Origin of the sequence: Enterobacter vonholyi (assembly GCF_040834095.1) — a bacterium.
Taxonomy (GTDB): domain Bacteria; phylum Pseudomonadota; class Gammaproteobacteria; order Enterobacterales; family Enterobacteriaceae; genus Enterobacter; species Enterobacter vonholyi.
Genome location: NZ_CP162152.1, coordinates 2,958,401 through 2,976,588, shown reverse-complemented (window position 1 = coordinate 2,976,588; position 18,188 = coordinate 2,958,401). Strand labels below are relative to the sequence as shown.

Below are 18,188 nucleotides of genomic sequence, written 5' to 3'. Positions count from 1 at the left end.
AAAAACCATAATACAGCCTTTTCATTGACCTGTGAGCAACTTTCACTTTCGCCTGACGGCCAGATGCTGCATCATAAATTTACTTTTCTTTAACAATTGGAGCGGTCATGGCGCTGCGTATTGCGCTCAGTGGGTTTGTCGTTCTGGTGGTGGCGATGGGGATAGGGCGCTTTGCCTTTACGCCTCAGGTGCCGCTGATGATTGCTGCCGGGCAGCTTACGCTGACCAGCGCGGGTCTGGTCGCGGCGATGAACTATCTGGGCTATCTGGTGGGCGCATGGGATGCCATGCGCGCGCACCGCTTTGTGGAAACGCGCCTCTGGCTTGGCATCACCGGAGCGGTGGCGCTGACGCTGCTCTCCGCGGCGGCGGATAACGCCGTCGTACACGGCCTGCTGCGTTTTGTGATTGGCTGCATGAGCGGCTGGTCGATGGTACTGATTGCCGCCTGGACTAACGAACGGCTTGGGCAGTTGGGTAAACCGGGCCTGAGCGCTGCCGTATTTGCCGGACCGGGGGCGGGCATTGCCCTGAGCGGGCTGCTCGCCGTCTACATCCAGGCGAAATCCCTTTCGGCCGGGGCGGCATGGCAAATCTACGGCGTGCTGGCGCTGGTGCTGATTGCGCTGGTGGCGCGCTACCTGCCGCGATCCGGGCAGCTCCATCGACCGGGCACCGCACCAGAGCCGCTGGTGCTGACGGCGGATTTAAAGCGCCTGGTCTGGAGCTACAGCCTGGCCGGGTTTGGCTATATCCTCCCGGCGACATTCCTGTCGCAAATGGCGGCGGTGCGTTTTCCCGGCAGCCTGTTTGCGCAGTTCGTCTGGCCGATTTTTGGTATCGCCGCCGTGGTGGGGATAGCGCTCAGTATTCTTTTACGCCATACCTCAACGGCTAACCGCAGGCTGGCTATCGTACTGTGGTTACAGGGGGCGGGCGTGCTGGCGGCCTGGCTGCTGCCGGGGATTGGCGGGCTGCTGACGGGCGGGCTGCTGGTGGGCGGCGGCTTTTTGTGTGCCGTGCAGCTCTCTCTTTTATACGGCCGCGAGCTGGCACCAAACCACACGCGCTATATGGCAGGCCTGCTCACCACCGGGTATGCAATTGGTCAGTTGATTGGGCCGGTCACCTCGGCGTTATCAACCTGGCTTACCCACCGGCTGGAGCCGGCGCTGGGGCTGGCGGGCATGGCGCTGTTCGTTGGAGGAGCCCTGGTCTGGAATCGTCACGCTGAAAGGCAACAGCAATTGCAATAATTATCGTCGTGAATACTGGATTATGTGCGTCGCCTCACGCACAATGAGCGCATACTTTTGCCACAACGAGGGCAAAAGACGCCACACCTGCAGGAGAACAAAATGTCATCACTCAGTAAAGAAGCTGCCCTGGTCCACGAAGCCCTGGTTGCGCGCGGTCTTGAAACGCCACTGCGTCCGCCCGTACAGGATTTGGACAATGAAACCCGCAAGCGTCTGATTGCCGGTCATATGACCGAAATCATGGAGCTGCTGAATCTCGATCTGAGTGACGACAGTCTGATGGAGACGCCGCACCGCATCGCGAAAATGTACGTCGACGAAATTTTCTCCGGCCTGGATTACGCCAACTTCCCGAAAATCACCGTCATTGAAAACAAGATGAAAGTGGATGAGATGGTGACGGTGCGCGATATCACGCTGACCAGCACCTGCGAACACCATTTTGTGACCATCGACGGTAAAGCGACCGTGGCGTATATCCCCAAAGATACGGTGATTGGCCTGTCGAAGATCAACCGCATCGTGCAGTTCTTTGCCCAGCGTCCGCAGGTGCAGGAGCGTCTGACGCAGCAGATCCTGACCGCGCTGCAAACGCTGCTGGGCACCAATAACGTGGCCGTCTCTATCGACGCGGTTCACTACTGCGTGAAGGCGCGCGGCGTGCGTGATGCGACCAGTGCAACGACCACCACCTCGCTGGGCGGCCTGTTTAAGTCAAGCCAGAATACCCGCCAGGAGTTCCTGCGCGCCGTACGTCATCACAACTAAGTCTTACAGGGCAGGGACCATGGAGCGAAACGTCACGCTCGATTTTGTTCGCGGCGTCGCCATTCTCGGTATCCTGCTGCTTAATATCGCCGCCTTCGGTTTGCCGAAGGCGGCTTATCTCAATCCTGCGTGGTATGGCGACATCACGCGCAGCGATGCCTGGACGTGGGCGATCCTCGATCTCTTTGCGCAGGTCAAATTCCTCACGCTCTTTGCCCTGCTGTTTGGCGCAGGCCTGCAGCTTCTCCTCAAGCGCGGTACGCGCTGGATCCAGTCGCGCCTGACGCTGCTGGTTCTCCTCGGCTTTATCCACGGCCTGTTCTTCTGGGACGGCGATATTCTTCTCGCGTATGGGTTAGTCGGGCTCATCTGCTGGCGTCTCATTCGCGATGCGCACAGCGTAAAAAGCCTGTTTAACACCGGCGTGATGCTGTATGTGATGGGGCTTGGCGTCCTGCTATTGCTGGGGATGATCTCCGGCGAGGCGACAAACCGTTCATGGATCCCGGATGCCGCTAACCTGCAGTACGAACAGTTCTGGAAGCTGAAAGGTGGTACGGAAGCGATAAGCAACCGTGCGGATATGCTGGGGGACAACCTCCTTGCGCTGGGCGCGCAATACGGCTGGCAGCTGGCGGGCATGATGCTGATGGGCGCGTCATTGATGCGCACCGGCTGGCTGAAAGGAGAATTCAGCCTGCGTCACTATCGTCGTACCGGCGCCGGTCTGGTGCTGCTCGGCGTGCTGATTAACCTCCCGGCGGTGATTGTGCAGTGGCATATTCACTGGGATTACCGCTGGTGCGCGTTTCTGCTCCAGGTGCCGCGTGAACTGAGCGCGCCGTTCCAGACCATCGGCTACGCGGCGCTGATCTATGGCTTCTGGCCAACGCTTTCCCGCCTGTGGATTGTCAGCGCTATCGCCTGCGTGGGCCGAATGGCGTTGAGCAATTACCTCCTGCAAACGCTCATATGTACCACGCTTTTCTATCGTTTTGGCCTGTTTATGAAATTCGACCGCCTTACGCTGCTGGCGTTTGTTATTCCGGTCTGGGTGGTAAACCTGGCGTTTTCTGTTCTCTGGCTACGCTATTTCCGCCAGGGACCGCTGGAGTGGGTGTGGCGTCAGTTAACCGCATGTGCTTCAGGGGTATCATTGAAAAACACATCCAGATAACGATCTGGATCACAATCATTAACAAAACGGATGTAAGCGTTTTCATGACTGTGAGCTTCTTCACGTAGTCCCCTTTCTCTCGCTGCCAAAATAGCCACCTTGCTAAACACAGGGGGTGTCTGTGAGTTGCTGCAATCCTTTGAAGGATGGTGAATATGATCACCATTCGTGACGTCGCCCGTCAGGCGGGCGTTTCTGTGGCTACCGTCTCACGCGTGCTCAACAATAGCGCGCTGGTCAGCCCTGAAACCCGAGAAACCGTAATGAAAGCCGTGACCCAGCTCGGGTACCGGCCAAATGCCAATGCCCAGGCGCTTGCGACGCAGGTCAGCGACACCATCGGCGTGGTGGTGATGGATGTCTCGGATGCCTTTTTCGGCGCGCTGGTGAAAGCGGTCGACATGGTGGCACAGCAGCATCAGAAATATGTCCTGATCGGTAATAGCTATCATGAGGCGGAAAAAGAGCGCCATGCCATCGAAGTGCTGATCCGCCAGCGCTGTAACGCCCTGATTGTCCATTCAAAAGCCTTGAGCGATGAAGAGCTAACCGGATTGATGGAGCAGATCCCGGGCATGGTGCTGATCAACCGCATTGTCCCCGGCTATGCCCACCGCTGCGTCGGGCTGGATAACGTCAGCGGCGCCATGATGGCCACGAAAATGCTCATCAACAACGGGCATCAGCGGATCGGTTATCTGGCCTCCAGCCATCAAATTGAAGATGACGAACTGCGGCGCGAGGGGTGGCAAAATGCCCTGAAAGAGCACGGCATTACGCCATCCGAGAGCTGGGTGGGGACCGGCACGCCGGACATGCAGGGCGGTGAGGCGGCAATGGTGGAGCTGCTGGGCCGCAATCTGCAGCTGTCTGCGGTGTTTGCCTATAACGACAGCATGGCGGCTGGCGCCCTGACGGCGCTGAAGGATAACGGCATTGCGGTGCCACAGCATTTATCACTCATTGGTTTTGATGATATCCCGATTGCCCGTTACACCGACCCGCAGCTGACAACGGTGCGCTACCCCATTGCCTCTATGGCGAAACTGGCGACTGAGCTGGCATTACAGGGAGCGGCAGGGCTGCTGGATCCGGGCGCAACGCACTGTTTCATGCCGACTTTAGTACGTCGCCACTCCGTCGCGGCCCGGCAAATTGTGGTTCCGATCACTAACTGATTAGATCAGGTGATGTAACCGTTTTCAATCTGTGAGTAAATTCACAGTATCTTAACAAGGCGCTGACTATGATGTCAGCGTTTTAGGGGCTGAAACGCTATGTAACAGTGATTATTCACTTTCACTATAGCCAATGTGCCGCAAACAACGAATAAAACGCATTTCTGGAGCGTTACCGAACACGGAAGAGAGAAATTTTATAAGTGAACTTCGGCTGTCAGTAACGTTTTATTAACACCTGCCCGCCGATCGTTATTCACAAGAACTACCCTGCATAAAAAAACCGGAGATACCATGAATAAGAAGGTGTTGACCCTGTCTGCTGTAATGGCAAGCATGCTTTTTGGTGCAGCAGCGCACGCTGCGGATACCCGTATTGGTGTGACCATCTATAAATACGACGACAACTTCATGTCTGTTGTGCGTAAAGCGATTGAGAAAGATGCGAAAGCAGCGCCAGACGTTCAGCTGCTGATGAACGACTCCCAGAATGACCAGTCCAAACAGAACGACCAGATCGACGTTCTGCTGGCGAAAGGCGTGAAAGCCCTGGCCATCAACCTGGTTGACCCGGCTGCAGCAGGCACGGTCATTGAAAAAGCGCGCGGTCAGAACGTGCCGATCGTCTTCTTCAACAAAGAACCTTCCCGTAAGGCGCTGGATAGCTACGACAAAGCGTATTACGTCGGTACTGACTCTAAAGAGTCCGGTATTATTCAGGGCGATTTGATCGCGAAACACTGGGCGGCGAACCCGAACTGGGACCTGAATAAAGACGGTCAGATTCAGTTCGTGCTGCTGAAAGGCGAGCCAGGCCACCCGGATGCTGAAGCGCGTACTACCTACGTTATCAAAGAGCTGAACGACAAGGGCCTGAAAACCCAGCAGCTGGCGTTAGATACCGCGATGTGGGATACCGCTCAGGCGAAAGATAAGATGGACGCATGGCTGTCTGGCCCTAATGCCAACAAAATCGAAGTCGTTATCGCCAACAACGATGCGATGGCAATGGGTGCGGTAGAAGCGCTGAAAGCACACAACAAATCCTCAATCCCGGTATTCGGCGTGGATGCACTGCCAGAAGCGCTGGCGCTGGTTAAATCCGGTGCGATGGCCGGTACCGTGCTGAACGATGCCAACAACCAGGCGAAAGCCACCTTCGATCTGGCGAAAAACCTCGCCGATGGCAAAGGCGCGGCAGATGGCACCAACTGGAAAATTGACAACAAAATCGTTCGCGTACCTTACGTGGGCGTAGACCAGTCCAACCTGGCTGAGTTTATCGGTAAATAAGTTAGCGGTACTGTCTCCACTGGGCGCAATTCGTTGCGCCCTTTTATAACGCGATATGCGAGGCCAACAAGGTATAATTATGGTCAGCACAACAACTCAGTCATCCGGTGAATACCTGTTGGAAATGAGCGGTATCAACAAGTCATTTCCCGGCGTTAAGGCACTCGATAATGTTAATTTAAAAGTTCGTCCTCACTCTATTCATGCCTTAATGGGAGAGAACGGTGCGGGTAAATCAACATTATTAAAATGTCTTTTTGGGATCTATCAAAAAGATTCTGGCAGCATTCTTTTTCAGGGGAAAGAGATCGATTTCCATTCAGCGAAAGAAGCACTGGAAAACGGTATCTCGATGGTTCACCAGGAATTAAACCTGGTGCTGCAGCGTTCAGTTATGGATAACATGTGGTTGGGACGTTATCCAACCAAAGGTGTCTTTGTCGATCAGGACAAAATGTATCGCGACACCAAAGCGATTTTCGACGAGCTGGATATTGATATCGATCCGCGCGCCCGCGTGGGAACATTATCCGTCTCCCAGATGCAGATGATCGAAATCGCCAAAGCGTTCTCCTATGATGCGAAAATCGTCATCATGGACGAACCAACATCGTCATTAACGGAAAAAGAGGTTAACCACCTTTTTACCATTATTCGTAAGCTAAAAGATCGCGGCTGCGGCATTGTGTACATCTCCCACAAAATGGAAGAGATCTTCCAGCTGTGCGATGAGATCACCATCCTGCGCGACGGTCAGTGGATTGCCACGCAGCCGCTGGAAGGGCTGGACATGGACAAGATCATCGCCATGATGGTCGGCCGTTCCCTGAACCAGCGCTTCCCTGACAAAGAAAACAAGCCGGGTGAAGTGATTCTGGAAGTGCGCAACCTGACCTCGTTACGTCAGCCGTCTATACGCGATGTCTCCTTCGACCTGCATAAAGGTGAAATCCTGGGGATTGCCGGCCTGGTCGGGGCAAAACGTACCGATATCGTCGAAACCCTGTTTGGTATCCGTGAGAAAGCTCAAGGCACCATTACGCTGCACGGTAAGAAAATTAACAACCACAACGCCAACGAAGCTATTAATAATGGTTTCGCGCTGGTGACGGAAGAGCGTCGTTCGACCGGTATTTATGCTTATCTGGATATTAACTTTAACTCGTTAATTTCTAACATTCGCAATTACAAAAACAAAGTCGGGCTGCTGGATAACTCCCGCATGAAGAGCGATACCCAATGGGTGATTGACTCCATGCGCGTGAAAACGCCAGGCCATCGCACCCAAATTGGTTCGCTGTCAGGCGGTAACCAGCAGAAAGTGATTATCGGCCGTTGGTTATTAACCCAGCCAGAAATTCTGATGCTGGATGAACCTACCCGCGGTATTGACGTCGGCGCGAAGTTTGAAATTTATCAGCTGATTGCCGAGCTGGCGAAAAAGAATAAAGGGATCATTATTATTTCTTCCGAAATGCCGGAATTGTTAGGGATCACGGACCGTATTCTGGTTATGAGCAATGGTCTCGTCGCCGGTATTGTTGACACCAAAACGACAACGCAAAACGAAATTTTGCGTCTTGCGTCTTTGCACCTTTAAGATCAGGGGCTCCTCATGAGTGCGTTAAATAAAAAAAGTTTTCTCACTTACCTGAAAGAAGGCGGTATTTACGTTGTTCTTTTAGTCTTGCTGGCAATCATCATTTTCCAGGACCCTACGTTCTTAAGCCTGCTGAACCTGAGTAACATTCTGACCCAGTCCTCCGTGCGTATTATCATTGCGCTGGGCGTGGCGGGCCTGATCGTGACCCAGGGGACGGACCTTTCTGCCGGTCGCCAGGTGGGTCTGGCGGCGGTTATCGCGGCAACTCTGCTGCAGTCGATGGAAAACGCTAACAAGGTCTTCCCGGAAATGGCCACCATGCCGATTTTCGTGGTGATCCTGATTGTCTGCGCCATCGGTGCGGTGATTGGTCTGATCAACGGAATTATCATCGCCTACCTGAACGTGACGCCGTTTATCACCACCCTGGGTACGATGATCATCGTTTACGGTATCAACTCCCTGTACTACGACTTCGTCGGCGCTTCGCCAATCTCAGGCTTTGACAGCGGCTTCTCGACCTTTACGCAAGGGTTTATTGCGCTTGGCAGCTTCCGCCTGTCGTACATCACCTTCTATGCGCTGATTGCGGTGGCCTTCGTCTGGATCCTGTGGAACAAAACGCGCTTCGGCAAAAACATCTTCGCCATCGGCGGTAACCCGGAAGCGGCGAAAGTCTCCGGCGTTAACGTAGCTCTGAACCTGCTCATCATCTATGCCCTTTCCGGCGTGTTCTACGCCTTCGGTGGGATGCTGGAAGCGGGCCGTATCGGCTCTGCAACCAACAACCTCGGCTTCATGTATGAGCTGGATGCGATCGCAGCCTGCGTGGTGGGCGGCGTCTCCTTCAGCGGCGGTGTGGGTACGGTACTGGGCGTGGTGACCGGTGTGATCATTTTCACCGTCATCAACTACGGGTTGACCTATATCGGCGTGAACCCGTACTGGCAGTACATCATCAAGGGCGCCATCATTATCTTCGCGGTTGCGCTGGATTCACTGAAGTACGCCCGTAAGAAGTAATCGTCTCTCTCCATATCCGGCCCGCTCACCGAGCGGGCTTTTTTTATGCTCTATGCCAGATGGGACTCCTCTCTGGTCACAATGCGCTCAAACCAGTCGAGTTCAGAGAGCTTGCAGGCGACCCACTGTTCGGAAAAGGCATCGCCCAGGCTGTCGGTGAGATACTGACAGCGGGCAAAGGCCTCAATCGCCTCCTGCTGGAACAGCGGCAGTTCCGGTTGGTCGTGCTGCGGTTCAGGGAGATCCCCCTCGTCGATATGTTCCAGCCCGTACAGCATGCCGGTCAGGATAGTGGCCGCCACCAGATACGGATTCGCATCGGCCCCGGCCAGCCGGTACTCGATACGACGGTTACTCTCATCCGAGCAGGGAATACGCAGGGCGGCGGAGCGGGTGTTATAGCCCCAGGAGTTAAAGACGGGTTCCGTCAGGCTTTTACGCAGGCGACGAAACGCGTTGACGCCTGGCGCAAGAATGGCGACGGAGGCGGGCATCAGCGCCAGCTGGCCCGCGACGCACAAACGTATCATGCTGTTAAGCGCGTTCACCGGGGAAGCAAAGACGTTTTCGCCGTGACGATTGTTCAGGCTGAAATGGAAGTGCAAACCGCTGCCGGCCAGCTGGCTGAAAGGCTTAGCCATAAAGTTGGCCTGCAGACCGTGCTTTTCAGCAACGTAACGGGTCAGGCGACGAAGCGCCAGCACGTTATCGCAGACCTCAACGACGCGATGGCTGTGCTTCAGGTTTAATTCGTACTGTCCGGACTCGGCTTCCGCCACGACCCCTGACAGCGGGATGCGCTGCAGGTGGGCCAGCTGTTCCAGCTCGTCAAACAGCGCCGCATGCGCCGACGAGGTATCCATGTGAAAACAGCCCTGATTTTGCGGATCGCGTTCGCTCTGTCCCGTCAGATAGAACTCGATTTCCGGGGCAATGACCGGGAAAAGGCCGTGCTGGTGGAAGCGGGCCACGACGTTCTGCAGTATCGCGCGCGGCTCAAGCGGGCAGGGGTTATCGTCGCTGTCCTTCATCGTCAGCATGATCTGCGCGGTGTGCTCCGGATCCTGCGGACAGGGGCGCAGGGAGCCGGCGACCGGGACGCACAGCCGGTCGGGTTCATCATGAAGCGGCGCGGCAATTTTTCCTTTCTGATCCATCGAGTAAACGGAAAGGGGAAAATAACAGCCTTTTTCCAGATTCAGCATGCTCTCTACCGAGAGGCGCTTGCCGCGCATCGTGCCGTTGATATCGTTCAGATAAACGTCAACATGTTTCGTTTGCGGGTAACGTTCCAGATAATCGGCCACTTCCACGGCAACGTTGTGCTGCAGGGCGTCTATTTTTTCATCCAGCCAGAGACCAGAAGTAAGTGCGCCAGGGAGTGATAAACCGGGAAAGTTAAAGTAGGGGCGGAGACTTTTGAGGAAAAACGCATTCATTATCGAGTTCATAGTCATTCTTCAATGAAGCCGTAGCGGCAATGAACTCAGCTTAAAAGAGCAGACGTAAAGGGGAGATAAAAAGCGTCAGGCCGGCCGTAAAGAAAGTATAAAGGCGGCCCTGCTATTTCTCTTTTTTCTGCATATCCAGCAGCTGCTCAGGCGTGACGGCCGGGTAACCCTGCGCGTCTTCCGGCACTTCGTGCATCGCCGGAATCGGCACCAGAGGGCCTAAAAAGCGCGGTTCGCGTTTGAAGATATACAGATCGGCCAGGGCACCAAAGCGGGCGCCGAACTCGCGCACGCGCACGCTCAGCATATCTTTTGGCGAAGGCACCGCGTAGCACTGCGCCTGAATGCCCATATGCAGGGCGATAAACAGCGCGCGCTCGCAGTGGAAGCGCTGGGTGATGATGATGAAGTCGTTGGTGTCGAAGACTTTGCGCGTGCGCACGATGGAGTCCAGGGTGCGGAACCCGGCGTAGTCGAGCACGATATCGGCAGGGTCCACGCCCGCCGCAATCAGGTCCTTACGCATCGTCACCGGTTCATTGTAGCTTTGCAGGGCGTTATCGCCGCTCAGCAGCAGGTAGTTCACCTTGCCGCTGTTGTAGGCGTTCAGCGCGCCCTGAATGCGGTAACGGTAATACTGATTGATTACGCCGGTGCGGTAATACTTGGCGGTGCCAAGCACCACGCCAACCTGACGATACGGCAGGTCCTGCAGGTCATCAAAGATGTAAGGGGCGGTTTTCCAGCTCATCCAGCGGTCAAGACCCAGCACGATCAACAGCAGTATGCCGACCAGGACAGACAGGCTGTAAAAAACGCGCTTTAACATGCAGATGGCTCGTTCGTGGAAGAAATTTAACTCAGGCTACTTTACCCGCCTGGTTAGCGCAAGAAACAGCGACTCAACTGAGGGGTTTTTCAGCAAACGGGCGGGCATTTTTGCCCGCCGGAAGGATTACGCCAGCAGTACGCGGTCAATCGTCGTACAGCCCAGCGCTTTTAGCGTTGCGGCGGTGGCATCCCACTGGATCAGCGGTGCATCGGCAATTTCAGCCAGAATGGCGCGCTGAATGTCAGGATAATCATAGCCGTTCAGGCTCAGCAGGTTAAGCGCGCCCTGAAGCGGCGGCAGCGTTGGGTTAAACGCGGCGTTTTCCGCATAGCTGCCGGTGAAGATTCGGCCATCACGGCACTGCAACGCTACGCCGCTCGGGGACTTGCTGTATGGCGTGTGACTTTTATTCGCCGCGCGAATCGCTGCCTGACTCAGGTCATCGCCGGACAGGGCGTAACCGTGGTCCTGATCGTCCATCAGCAGCGTTTTGATCTCCAGATCTTTCGGACCAAATGCGTCAGGCAGATAATCGCCCAGCGTGTGCGGCGCGCGGCCCGGCAGATTGATGCGCAGCTGCAGCCCGCTGTTCAGCTCGTTCATAAACTGACGGCAGTGGCCGCACGGAGTGTAGTTAACGGTAATGGCGCTCAGCGCTTTTTCACCGCGCAGCCAGGCGTGGCTGATGGCGCTCTGCTCGGCGTGAACCGTTTGCTGCATGGTCGCGCCCAGGAACTCCATGTTGCCGCCGAAGTACCAGGTACCGCTGACGCCGCGCGCAATGGCCCCGACGTTGAAGTGGGAGAGATCGGCCCGCGCGCAGGCGGCAGCCAGGGGTAGCAGTGCGAAAGCCAGCGCGTCTTCGTCCAGTCCCGTTGCCTGTTTCAGCATCGTGACCTGCTCCGCGGTCAGCAGGGCGGGGAAGTGTGCATCTGCCAGAACGGGAGCCAGGGCTGACTGCAAATTCTCTGCAAGCTGGGCGAAAGCAGCTTGAAAACGTGGGTGCATGGCGTTTGCCTCATAAAGGTTAATGGATCGGTAGTTTACGGAGCCGCCAGGGCTTTATATGTGATCCACTTCTCATTATGTATGCAACTTATGAAAGCAAAATGAAATTTGCGCGACGCATCGCAAATTTTAGCCCATCACCGCCAGAATCAGCGGGAAAATGAACGGGGCCAGCAGGGAGGTGATAATTCCGCAGATCACCAGCGCCAGCGAGCTAAACGCCCCTTCCTGATAATCCAGCTCCGCGCAGCGGGCAGTGCCCAGGGCGTGGGAAGCTGTCCCCATCGACAGACCTCGTGCCGCTTTAGTATGAATGCGCATACCGTTCAGCAGGCTGTGGCCAAACACCGCGCCGAGAATACCGACGAAAATAACGCACATTGCGCTAATTGCCGGAATACCGCCGAGGCTACCGCCAACCGCCATCGCGATAGGCGTGGTCACAGATTTAGGCAGAATAGAGGCGGCAATCTGCGGGGAGGCCCCCATCAACAGCGCCACCGACGTACCGGTGATCATCGCCACCAGGCTGCCGACAAAGCAGATGGTAATGATGGATTTCCAGCGGGCGCGGATCTGGTGCAGCTGCTCGTATAAAGGAAAGGCCAGCGCCACAACGGCGGGCTGCAGCAGGTCGTTTAAAATTTTGCTGCCGGCAAAGTAGCGTTCGTAAGGGATGCCGGTGAGCAGCAGGAACGGAATAATCACCACCATTGCCACCAGCAGCGGGTTCAGCAACGGCATTTTGAAACGCGCGGCAAGCTTACGTGCGGCGAAGAATACTGCGAGGGTGAGCGGCAGCGACCACCAGATATTGGCCATCATTTTTTTGTTTTCTCCCCAATCACGTTACGTTCGCCATGCACCAGATGCGAACTCCAGCTCACGACCAGGAAAACCACCAGCGTACTCACCGCGCAGGAGACAACAATCGGGCCGAACTGGGCCTTGAGCAAATCAAAATACTGCATGACCCCGACGCCGATAGGCACGAAAAGCAGCGCCATATAGCGAATGAGGACGAAGCAGCCGGGATTGACCCACTTTGCAGGCAGGATTTGCAGCGCCAGCAACACGAAGAGGATCAGCATGCCGATAATGCTGCCGGGAATGGTGATGGGCAGCAGTGACGCGATGAAAATCCCGGCATACAGGCAGGCGTAAATCAGGACGAATGCGCGCAGATATTGCCAGATAATGTTCAATGTTTTGCTCATGGTTATAGTCCTTGCTGAAACGCATTCATCATACAATTAAACCTAAAAATGTGCCACGGATCACATCATGAATTTTGAGCATACCAGACATTCCGGAATGGAACGTCCGGTATCATCTTACTGGTGCAGGCAATAGTTTAGAGGAAAGGAATTGCACTGGCGAAGTAACGCGCCAGAGAAGGCATCAGCGTCAGGCGGTCAGTTTATCGAGAAAAGAAAACAGCACCTGGTTCATTTCGCGATAATCATGCGAGCGGAGTTTTTCCGCCGTTTCGACAAAACGGAATTCACCCGCGCGGCGGAGGTCATTCTGCGAATGCTCAATCAGCAACTCTACAACCTCCGGCGTCAGCTCCATATGGCACTGAAAACCGTAAACCCGTTCGCCATATTCCACGATCTGACGGGGGCAGCCCTCGCTGTAAGCCAGCACTTTAGCCTGCGGCGTCAACCCTGGCATGTCGTTATGCCAGTGACCGACGTTCAATTCGTGGCCAAAATCCGCAAACAGCGGGTTCGCCTTGCCTGCATCGGTGAGCCTGACGGGAAATTTGCCGATCTCTTTTTCCGGGCTATGGCAAAACGCTGCCCCCAGCGCTTCGCCGATAAGCTGCGAGCCAAGACAAACGCCTATCACCGTTTTACCTGCCTCTATCGCGCGGCTGATGAGTGTCTTTTCCGCCTGTGCATCGAACCAGGGACATTCCTCAGGCGTGGTAGCGGGGGACTGCGGGCCTCCCATGATGATAAGCAGGTCCGTGGTCCCCAGCTCCTCGGGTAAAGGATCGCCCTGATAAACTCTGGTGTAGCTCAGAGTATGGCCGCGGCTTTTCCCCCAGATTTCATAGGCGCCCGGCGCTTCGAAATGTTCATGAATGATAAATTGAATGTGCATTGCGTCTCTCTTCGGTTACATGTACAAGCAGCATCATAAGTGGAAGGGAGGAATGTGAAATGCCAACCGTTATCGATAAAACGCCAATTCATGACGATGACATCGGATGGTCCAGAGGGGCTATTAGCTATACGCGCGGCGAAGTGGATCCGCCTCACCAGCATTCACAGGGACAGCTTTTGTTTGCCATCAAAGGGGTGATGCTGGTCGAAACCGGCAATAAGCGTTGGGTCATACCGCCGCAGCGCGCGCTGTGGATCCCTCCCTTTCAGGAGCATACCTACAGCGTGTTATCCGCAACGGAGCTCCGGGCGGTCTGGTTTAGCCCTGCTCTGATATCGCAATGCGGATCTTTTAAACGGAAAGAAGAGGTTTACGTCATTATGGCGACAGCGTTGTTCAAAGAGCTGATTGCCGGGCTGTTCAGTGCGGAATACCGGCCAGCCACTCAGCGCAGCATGGCCGTTTTGCTGCTCGATATTCTCAGTGAAGCTCAGCAAATCTCGGCCGAATTACCGATGCCCGTGGATGAGCGCTTACATCGCGTTGCCTGTGACATCATTGCCAACAATCTCTGGGATCTTTCTCTGGAAAGGCTGGCGGAACGGGCCGCGATGTCTGAGCGCACATTTTCACGCGCGTTTATCAAAGATACTGGCTTTAGCTTCCGGGCCTGGCGACAGCGCGCAAGGATTTGTGCCTCGCTGGACCTGCTCGCCAACGGATACCCGGTTAAGCAGGTGGCCTGGATGCTGGGGTTTTCAGGGCAGGCGGCATTTGCGGCGGCGTTTCGCGCCGTTGTCGGGGCAACGCCGGCTGACTTTCTCCCTGAACAGAAGCGCTTCCCAGCGATATAGAGAGCGGCTACTATAGCGCGTCTTTTTTCACAGGTACTGCTATGCGTGTTTTACTGGCCCCAATGGAAGGCGTGCTCGACTCCCTCGTGCGCGAGCTTCTGACCGAGGTGAACGACTACGATCTCTGCGTGACGGAATTTCTGCGCGTAGTCGATATGCTGTTGCCGGTAAAATCCTTCTACCGTCTGTGCCCCGAGCTGCACAACCAGAGCCGGACCTCTTCCGGCACGCTGGTGCGTATTCAGCTGCTCGGCCAGTATCCCGAATGGCTGGCGGAAAACGCCGCCCGCGCGGTTGAGCTGGGCTCTTACGGGGTGGATCTCAACTGCGGCTGTCCGTCGAAGCTGGTGAACGGCAGCGGCGGCGGAGCGACCTTGCTGAAAGATCCTGAGCTGATTTATCGCGGCGCGAAAGCCATGCGCGAGGCCGTGCCCGCGCATTTGCCGGTGACGGTTAAGGTGCGCCTGGGATGGGACAGCGACGCGCGGCAGTTTGAAATCGCCGATGCGGTGCAGCAGGCCGGAGCCACCGAGCTGGTGGTGCATGGCCGCACCAAAGAAGACGGCTACAAAGCCGAGCGCATAAACTGGCATGCGATCGGCGAGATCCGCAAACGCCTCTCTATTCCGGTGATCGCTAACGGCGAAATCTGGGACTACGAGAGCGCGCAGGCCTGTCTGCAGGCCACCGGCTGCGATGCGGTAATGATCGGTCGCGGCGCCCTGAACGTCCCTAACCTCAGCCGGGTGGTGAAATATAACGAACCGCGAATGCCGTGGGCAGACGTCGTCACGCTGCTGCAAAAATACAGCCGTCTGGAAAAGCAGGGCGATACCGGTTTGTATCACGTCGCGCGAATTAAGCAGTGGCTGAGTTATTTACGCAAAGAGTACGATGAAGCGCTGGGGTTATTTCAGGAGATTCGGACATTACAGACGTCGGCTGATATTGCCCGGGTAATTCAGTCGAAATAATAAGCGTTAAATTGCTCACACTTTTTTAAAACAGAAAACAGTTCAGGTTTTCAACGTGGCGCGACGGTGTTAAGGTGCCACTGTTTTCAACGCAGGATTGTTACTGGTTAACAGGCAAAACCTAAGCGTTTCACAGCATTTTCGCTGTGGAGCGCTTAGGTTTTTTTTTGCCTGTCGTTTACGCAGGAGAGACATTTGGCTTAGCGCTTTTTAATGATTTTAAAAAATGAATTATCGACAGGAAATAGAAAAATTTCCTGCGGCCGGTTACGCACTCAATACTCAATCACAGGTTGTTATCATGGCATATAAAAATAAACTCTATGCGCTCGCCTTATTGGCGATATCCCCGCTGTCGATGGCGCAAGACTGGAACGGTACGGTACTAGGTTTTGAGGCTCCACCGGCGCCGCTTCTCGGCAATATGCTCGGTGTGCGTAAAATTCTCAATGATAACGGCTTTACGTACAATCTCGGCTATTTGAATGAGATCGGCTGGAACGGCGGCGGTGGCTATAACCACGACTCCCACGTGGCCTATATTGACCAGTTCGCGCTGACCTTCAACCAGGACCTGGAGCGCTGGACCGGTATCCCGGACGCGCGTATCGAGGGAAACATCGTTAACCGCAACCACAATGACGATCTCACCACCAAACGCGTGCAGGACCCGCGCGTCAACTTCAACGATCTGACCCAGGAGAGCTGGGGCGGGCAGTCGATTACCCGTCTGGGCTGGCTGACCTTTGCCCGCAGCTTTGACAACCGGCGTCTGACCTGGCGCATAGGGATGATGAACAAGGTGCAAACCTTCGATCAAATTATCCCCTGTGATTTCCAGCTGCTGTCCCAGTGCGGCGGAAAGTCCGCCAACTCGCTGACCTGGAACAACTGGAACGTGCACACCTGGGGCACCACGCTTGCCTATAAACTCACGCCGACGCTGACCTTAAAAGGCGGCGTGATGGAGCAGAATCCGCAGGCCGCCAGCCGCAGCCATGCGTGGAGCTGGTCGACGAAGGGCAGCAAAGGGATCTTACTGCCGGTTGAAATCGAAGCGCGTCCGCTGATTAACGGCCTGCCGGGCGCGTACAACCTGGGCGTGGTGTTTACCAACGCGCCGCAAACCGATCTCTATCGCGGCAAATCGGGTGGGGCGGGGGCGACGGACCCGGACGGATTCGATACGCACAGCCGGACCTGGTTTATGTACGCCGGACTGAACCAGCAGCTAACGCAGCATCAGGACGATCCGAATCGTGGGTTGAGTACCTCGTTCAGCATGAGCCTTGCGGATCAGAGCAGTAACTACATGCACCAGGTTTACGCCGCCTCGCTGCGCTACCGCGGGCTGTTTGATGCGCGACCGGAAGACTGGATTGGCTTTGGCTTAACCTGGATTGATATGAGCAGCCAGTACGCCCGCAACCAGCGTTACCTGAACAGCCTGAGCGGCGTAAGCGATTATGACAATCCGGCGTATCACCCGGTGCCGGGCCATTCCCTGAACGGTGAGTTTTACTACCGTTTTCGTCCGGCGTCATGGCTCGAGCTGCAGCCGGGCATTCAGTACTGGCATCATCCCGGCGGGGTCAGCCGCACCCAGGATGCCTGGGTCACCGAGCTGAAAACGGTGGTGACCTTCTGATATCACCGTAGCAAGTTCGATCCGCGTCACGTTTCTGACGCGTGACGCATTGAGGCTACGAATGAAACTGATAGAGTGCCAGAACTGGATTGTTACTGCTTATGCAGGCAAAACCTGATTTTCTGGCATCTGCCGGAGGTCAGGTTTTTTTGTTTCTGGGGTTCCGATGAAAATCGCCAAGATACTCAATAATAACGTGGTGGTTGTTCAGGATGAGCGCGGGCGCGAACAGGTGGTGATGGGCCGTGGGCTGGCCTTTCAGAAGCGCGTCGGTGAAGCGCTGGATACCGCGTTGGTTGAAAAGGTGTTTGCATTACAAAGCGATGAACTGGTGCGTCGGCTTGGGGAGCTGCTGAGTCAAATTCCGCTGGAGGTGATGACCACCTGCGATCGCATCATCGGGCTGGCGACGCAGCGGCTGGGCAAGCTTCAGGAGAGCTTGTATATCACCCTCACCGATCACTGCTACTTTGCTATTGAGCGGCAGAAGAACGGGCTGGCCATCAAAAACGTGCTGCTGTGGGATATCAAACGGCTGTATCCGAAGGAGTTCGAGTTAGGGCAGGAGGCGCGGGCCATTATCGCCAGACGCCTGAACGTCGAACTGGAGGAGGATGAGGCCGGTTTTATCGCGCTGCATCTGGTCACCGCGCAGCTGAACAGCGAAATGCCGGAGGTGATGCACGTGACGCGGGTGATGCAGGAGATCCTCCAGCTGGTGAAGTATCAGCTGCAGCTTGAGTATGACGAAGAGTCGCTCAGCTATCAGCGTTTTGTCACCCACCTGAAGTTTTTTGCCCAGCGGATGCTCACCCGCACCGTGGTGGAAGATGACGATGTCTCGCTGCATACTGCAGTAAAAGACAACTACGCGAAAGCGTGGAAATGCGCCGAGAAAATCGCCCAGCACCTGAACAAAAGCTATCAGCGTGAGCTGACAACAGAAGAAATTATGTTCCTCGCCATTCATATCGAGCGGGTGAGAAAAGAGGGGCGTTAAGCCTC

General features: G+C 55.4%; 17 protein-coding genes. 11 read left to right on the top strand and 6 right to left on the bottom strand.

Features of this window, described 5'->3' with window-relative positions:
* Positions 1-107: 107 nt before the first annotated feature.
* The 7 genes from AB3N39_RS14000 to mglC all read left to right on the top strand — a co-directional run bounded on the left by AB3N39_RS14000 (position 108) and on the right by mglC (position 8,301).
* Entirely contained in the window at positions 108-1,256 is a 1,149-nt protein-coding gene (locus AB3N39_RS14000) for a YbfB/YjiJ family MFS transporter (RefSeq protein ID WP_136195431.1), read from the top strand.
* A gap of 102 nt (positions 1,257-1,358) precedes the next feature.
* On the top strand, positions 1,359-2,027 hold the full coding sequence (gene folE, locus AB3N39_RS13995; RefSeq protein ID WP_023312471.1) for a GTP cyclohydrolase I FolE: 669 nt from the start codon (positions 1,359-1,361) through the stop codon (positions 2,025-2,027).
* A gap of 19 nt (positions 2,028-2,046) precedes the next feature.
* Positions 2,047-3,204, top strand: coding sequence for a DUF418 domain-containing protein YeiB (gene yeiB / locus AB3N39_RS13990; protein ID WP_133294815.1), 1,158 nt, complete (start codon positions 2,047-2,049; stop codon positions 3,202-3,204).
* A gap of 155 nt (positions 3,205-3,359) precedes the next feature.
* Positions 3,360-4,382 carry an HTH-type transcriptional regulator GalS gene (gene galS / locus AB3N39_RS13985; RefSeq protein WP_115875849.1) on the top strand — a complete coding sequence of 341 codons (1,023 nt, stop codon included), beginning with the start codon at positions 3,360-3,362 and terminating at the stop codon, positions 4,380-4,382.
* A gap of 294 nt (positions 4,383-4,676) precedes the next feature.
* Positions 4,677-5,675: a galactose/glucose ABC transporter substrate-binding protein MglB gene (gene mglB, locus AB3N39_RS13980; RefSeq protein WP_008500923.1), complete on the top strand. Its 999-nt coding sequence runs from the start codon at positions 4,677-4,679 to the stop codon at positions 5,673-5,675.
* A 79-nt stretch (positions 5,676-5,754) separates the two neighbouring features.
* A complete protein-coding gene (mglA, locus tag AB3N39_RS13975; RefSeq protein WP_047174129.1) occupies positions 5,755-7,275 on the top strand; it encodes a galactose/methyl galactoside ABC transporter ATP-binding protein MglA in 1,521 nt (506 codons plus the stop codon).
* Between the two features lie 15 nt (positions 7,276-7,290).
* Positions 7,291-8,301 carry a galactose/methyl galactoside ABC transporter permease MglC gene (gene mglC, locus AB3N39_RS13970; RefSeq protein ID WP_008500921.1) on the top strand — a complete coding sequence of 337 codons (1,011 nt, stop codon included), beginning with the start codon at positions 7,291-7,293 and terminating at the stop codon, positions 8,299-8,301.
* Positions 8,302-8,351: 50 nt separating this feature from the next.
* Here the strand turns inward: mglC and AB3N39_RS13965 are convergent, their stop codons facing one another.
* From AB3N39_RS13965 to AB3N39_RS13940, 6 genes are all read right to left on the bottom strand, one after another.
* Positions 8,352-9,740 carry a glutamine synthetase family protein gene (locus AB3N39_RS13965; RefSeq protein ID WP_367897311.1) on the bottom strand — a complete coding sequence of 463 codons (1,389 nt, stop codon included), beginning with the start codon at positions 9,738-9,740 and terminating at the stop codon, positions 8,352-8,354.
* A 124-nt stretch (positions 9,741-9,864) separates the two neighbouring features.
* Positions 9,865-10,581 carry an outer membrane permeability protein SanA gene (sanA, locus tag AB3N39_RS13960; RefSeq protein WP_008500918.1) on the bottom strand — a complete coding sequence of 239 codons (717 nt, stop codon included), beginning with the start codon at positions 10,579-10,581 and terminating at the stop codon, positions 9,865-9,867.
* Between the two features lie 126 nt (positions 10,582-10,707).
* Positions 10,708-11,592, bottom strand: a complete 885-nt coding sequence (gene cdd, locus AB3N39_RS13955) for a cytidine deaminase (protein ID WP_133294814.1) — start codon at positions 11,590-11,592, stop codon at positions 10,708-10,710.
* A 129-nt stretch (positions 11,593-11,721) separates the two neighbouring features.
* A complete protein-coding gene (locus tag AB3N39_RS13950; protein ID WP_111965322.1) occupies positions 11,722-12,417 on the bottom strand; it encodes a CidB/LrgB family autolysis modulator in 696 nt (231 codons plus the stop codon).
* Positions 12,414-12,809: a CidA/LrgA family protein gene (locus AB3N39_RS13945; protein WP_111965323.1), complete on the bottom strand. Its 396-nt coding sequence runs from the start codon at positions 12,807-12,809 to the stop codon at positions 12,414-12,416. The genes AB3N39_RS13950 and AB3N39_RS13945 overlap by 4 nt, the downstream gene beginning before the upstream one ends.
* Positions 12,810-12,999: 190 nt before the next feature.
* Positions 13,000-13,704: a type 1 glutamine amidotransferase gene (locus AB3N39_RS13940; RefSeq protein WP_133294813.1), complete on the bottom strand. Its 705-nt coding sequence runs from the start codon at positions 13,702-13,704 to the stop codon at positions 13,000-13,002.
* Positions 13,705-13,763: 59 nt separating this feature from the next.
* On the opposite strand from AB3N39_RS13940, the gene AB3N39_RS13935 reads away from it, so the two are divergent.
* From AB3N39_RS13935 to licT, 4 genes are all read left to right on the top strand, one after another.
* The gene (locus AB3N39_RS13935) at positions 13,764-14,561 is read left to right on the top strand and encodes a helix-turn-helix domain-containing protein (RefSeq protein WP_133294812.1); all 798 of its coding nucleotides are present in this window, start codon (positions 13,764-13,766) and stop codon (positions 14,559-14,561) included.
* Positions 14,562-14,602: 41 nt separating this feature from the next.
* Positions 14,603-15,535, top strand: a complete 933-nt coding sequence (gene dusC / locus AB3N39_RS13930) for a tRNA dihydrouridine(16) synthase DusC (protein ID WP_133294811.1) — start codon at positions 14,603-14,605, stop codon at positions 15,533-15,535.
* Between the two features lie 358 nt (positions 15,536-15,893).
* Entirely contained in the window at positions 15,894-17,183 is a 1,290-nt protein-coding gene (locus tag AB3N39_RS13925) for a carbohydrate porin (protein ID WP_252093315.1), read from the top strand.
* Positions 17,184-17,349: 166 nt separating this feature from the next.
* Positions 17,350-18,183: a BglG family transcription antiterminator LicT gene (gene licT / locus AB3N39_RS13920; RefSeq protein ID WP_115875840.1), complete on the top strand. Its 834-nt coding sequence runs from the start codon at positions 17,350-17,352 to the stop codon at positions 18,181-18,183.
* Positions 18,184-18,188 lie beyond the last annotated feature (5 nt).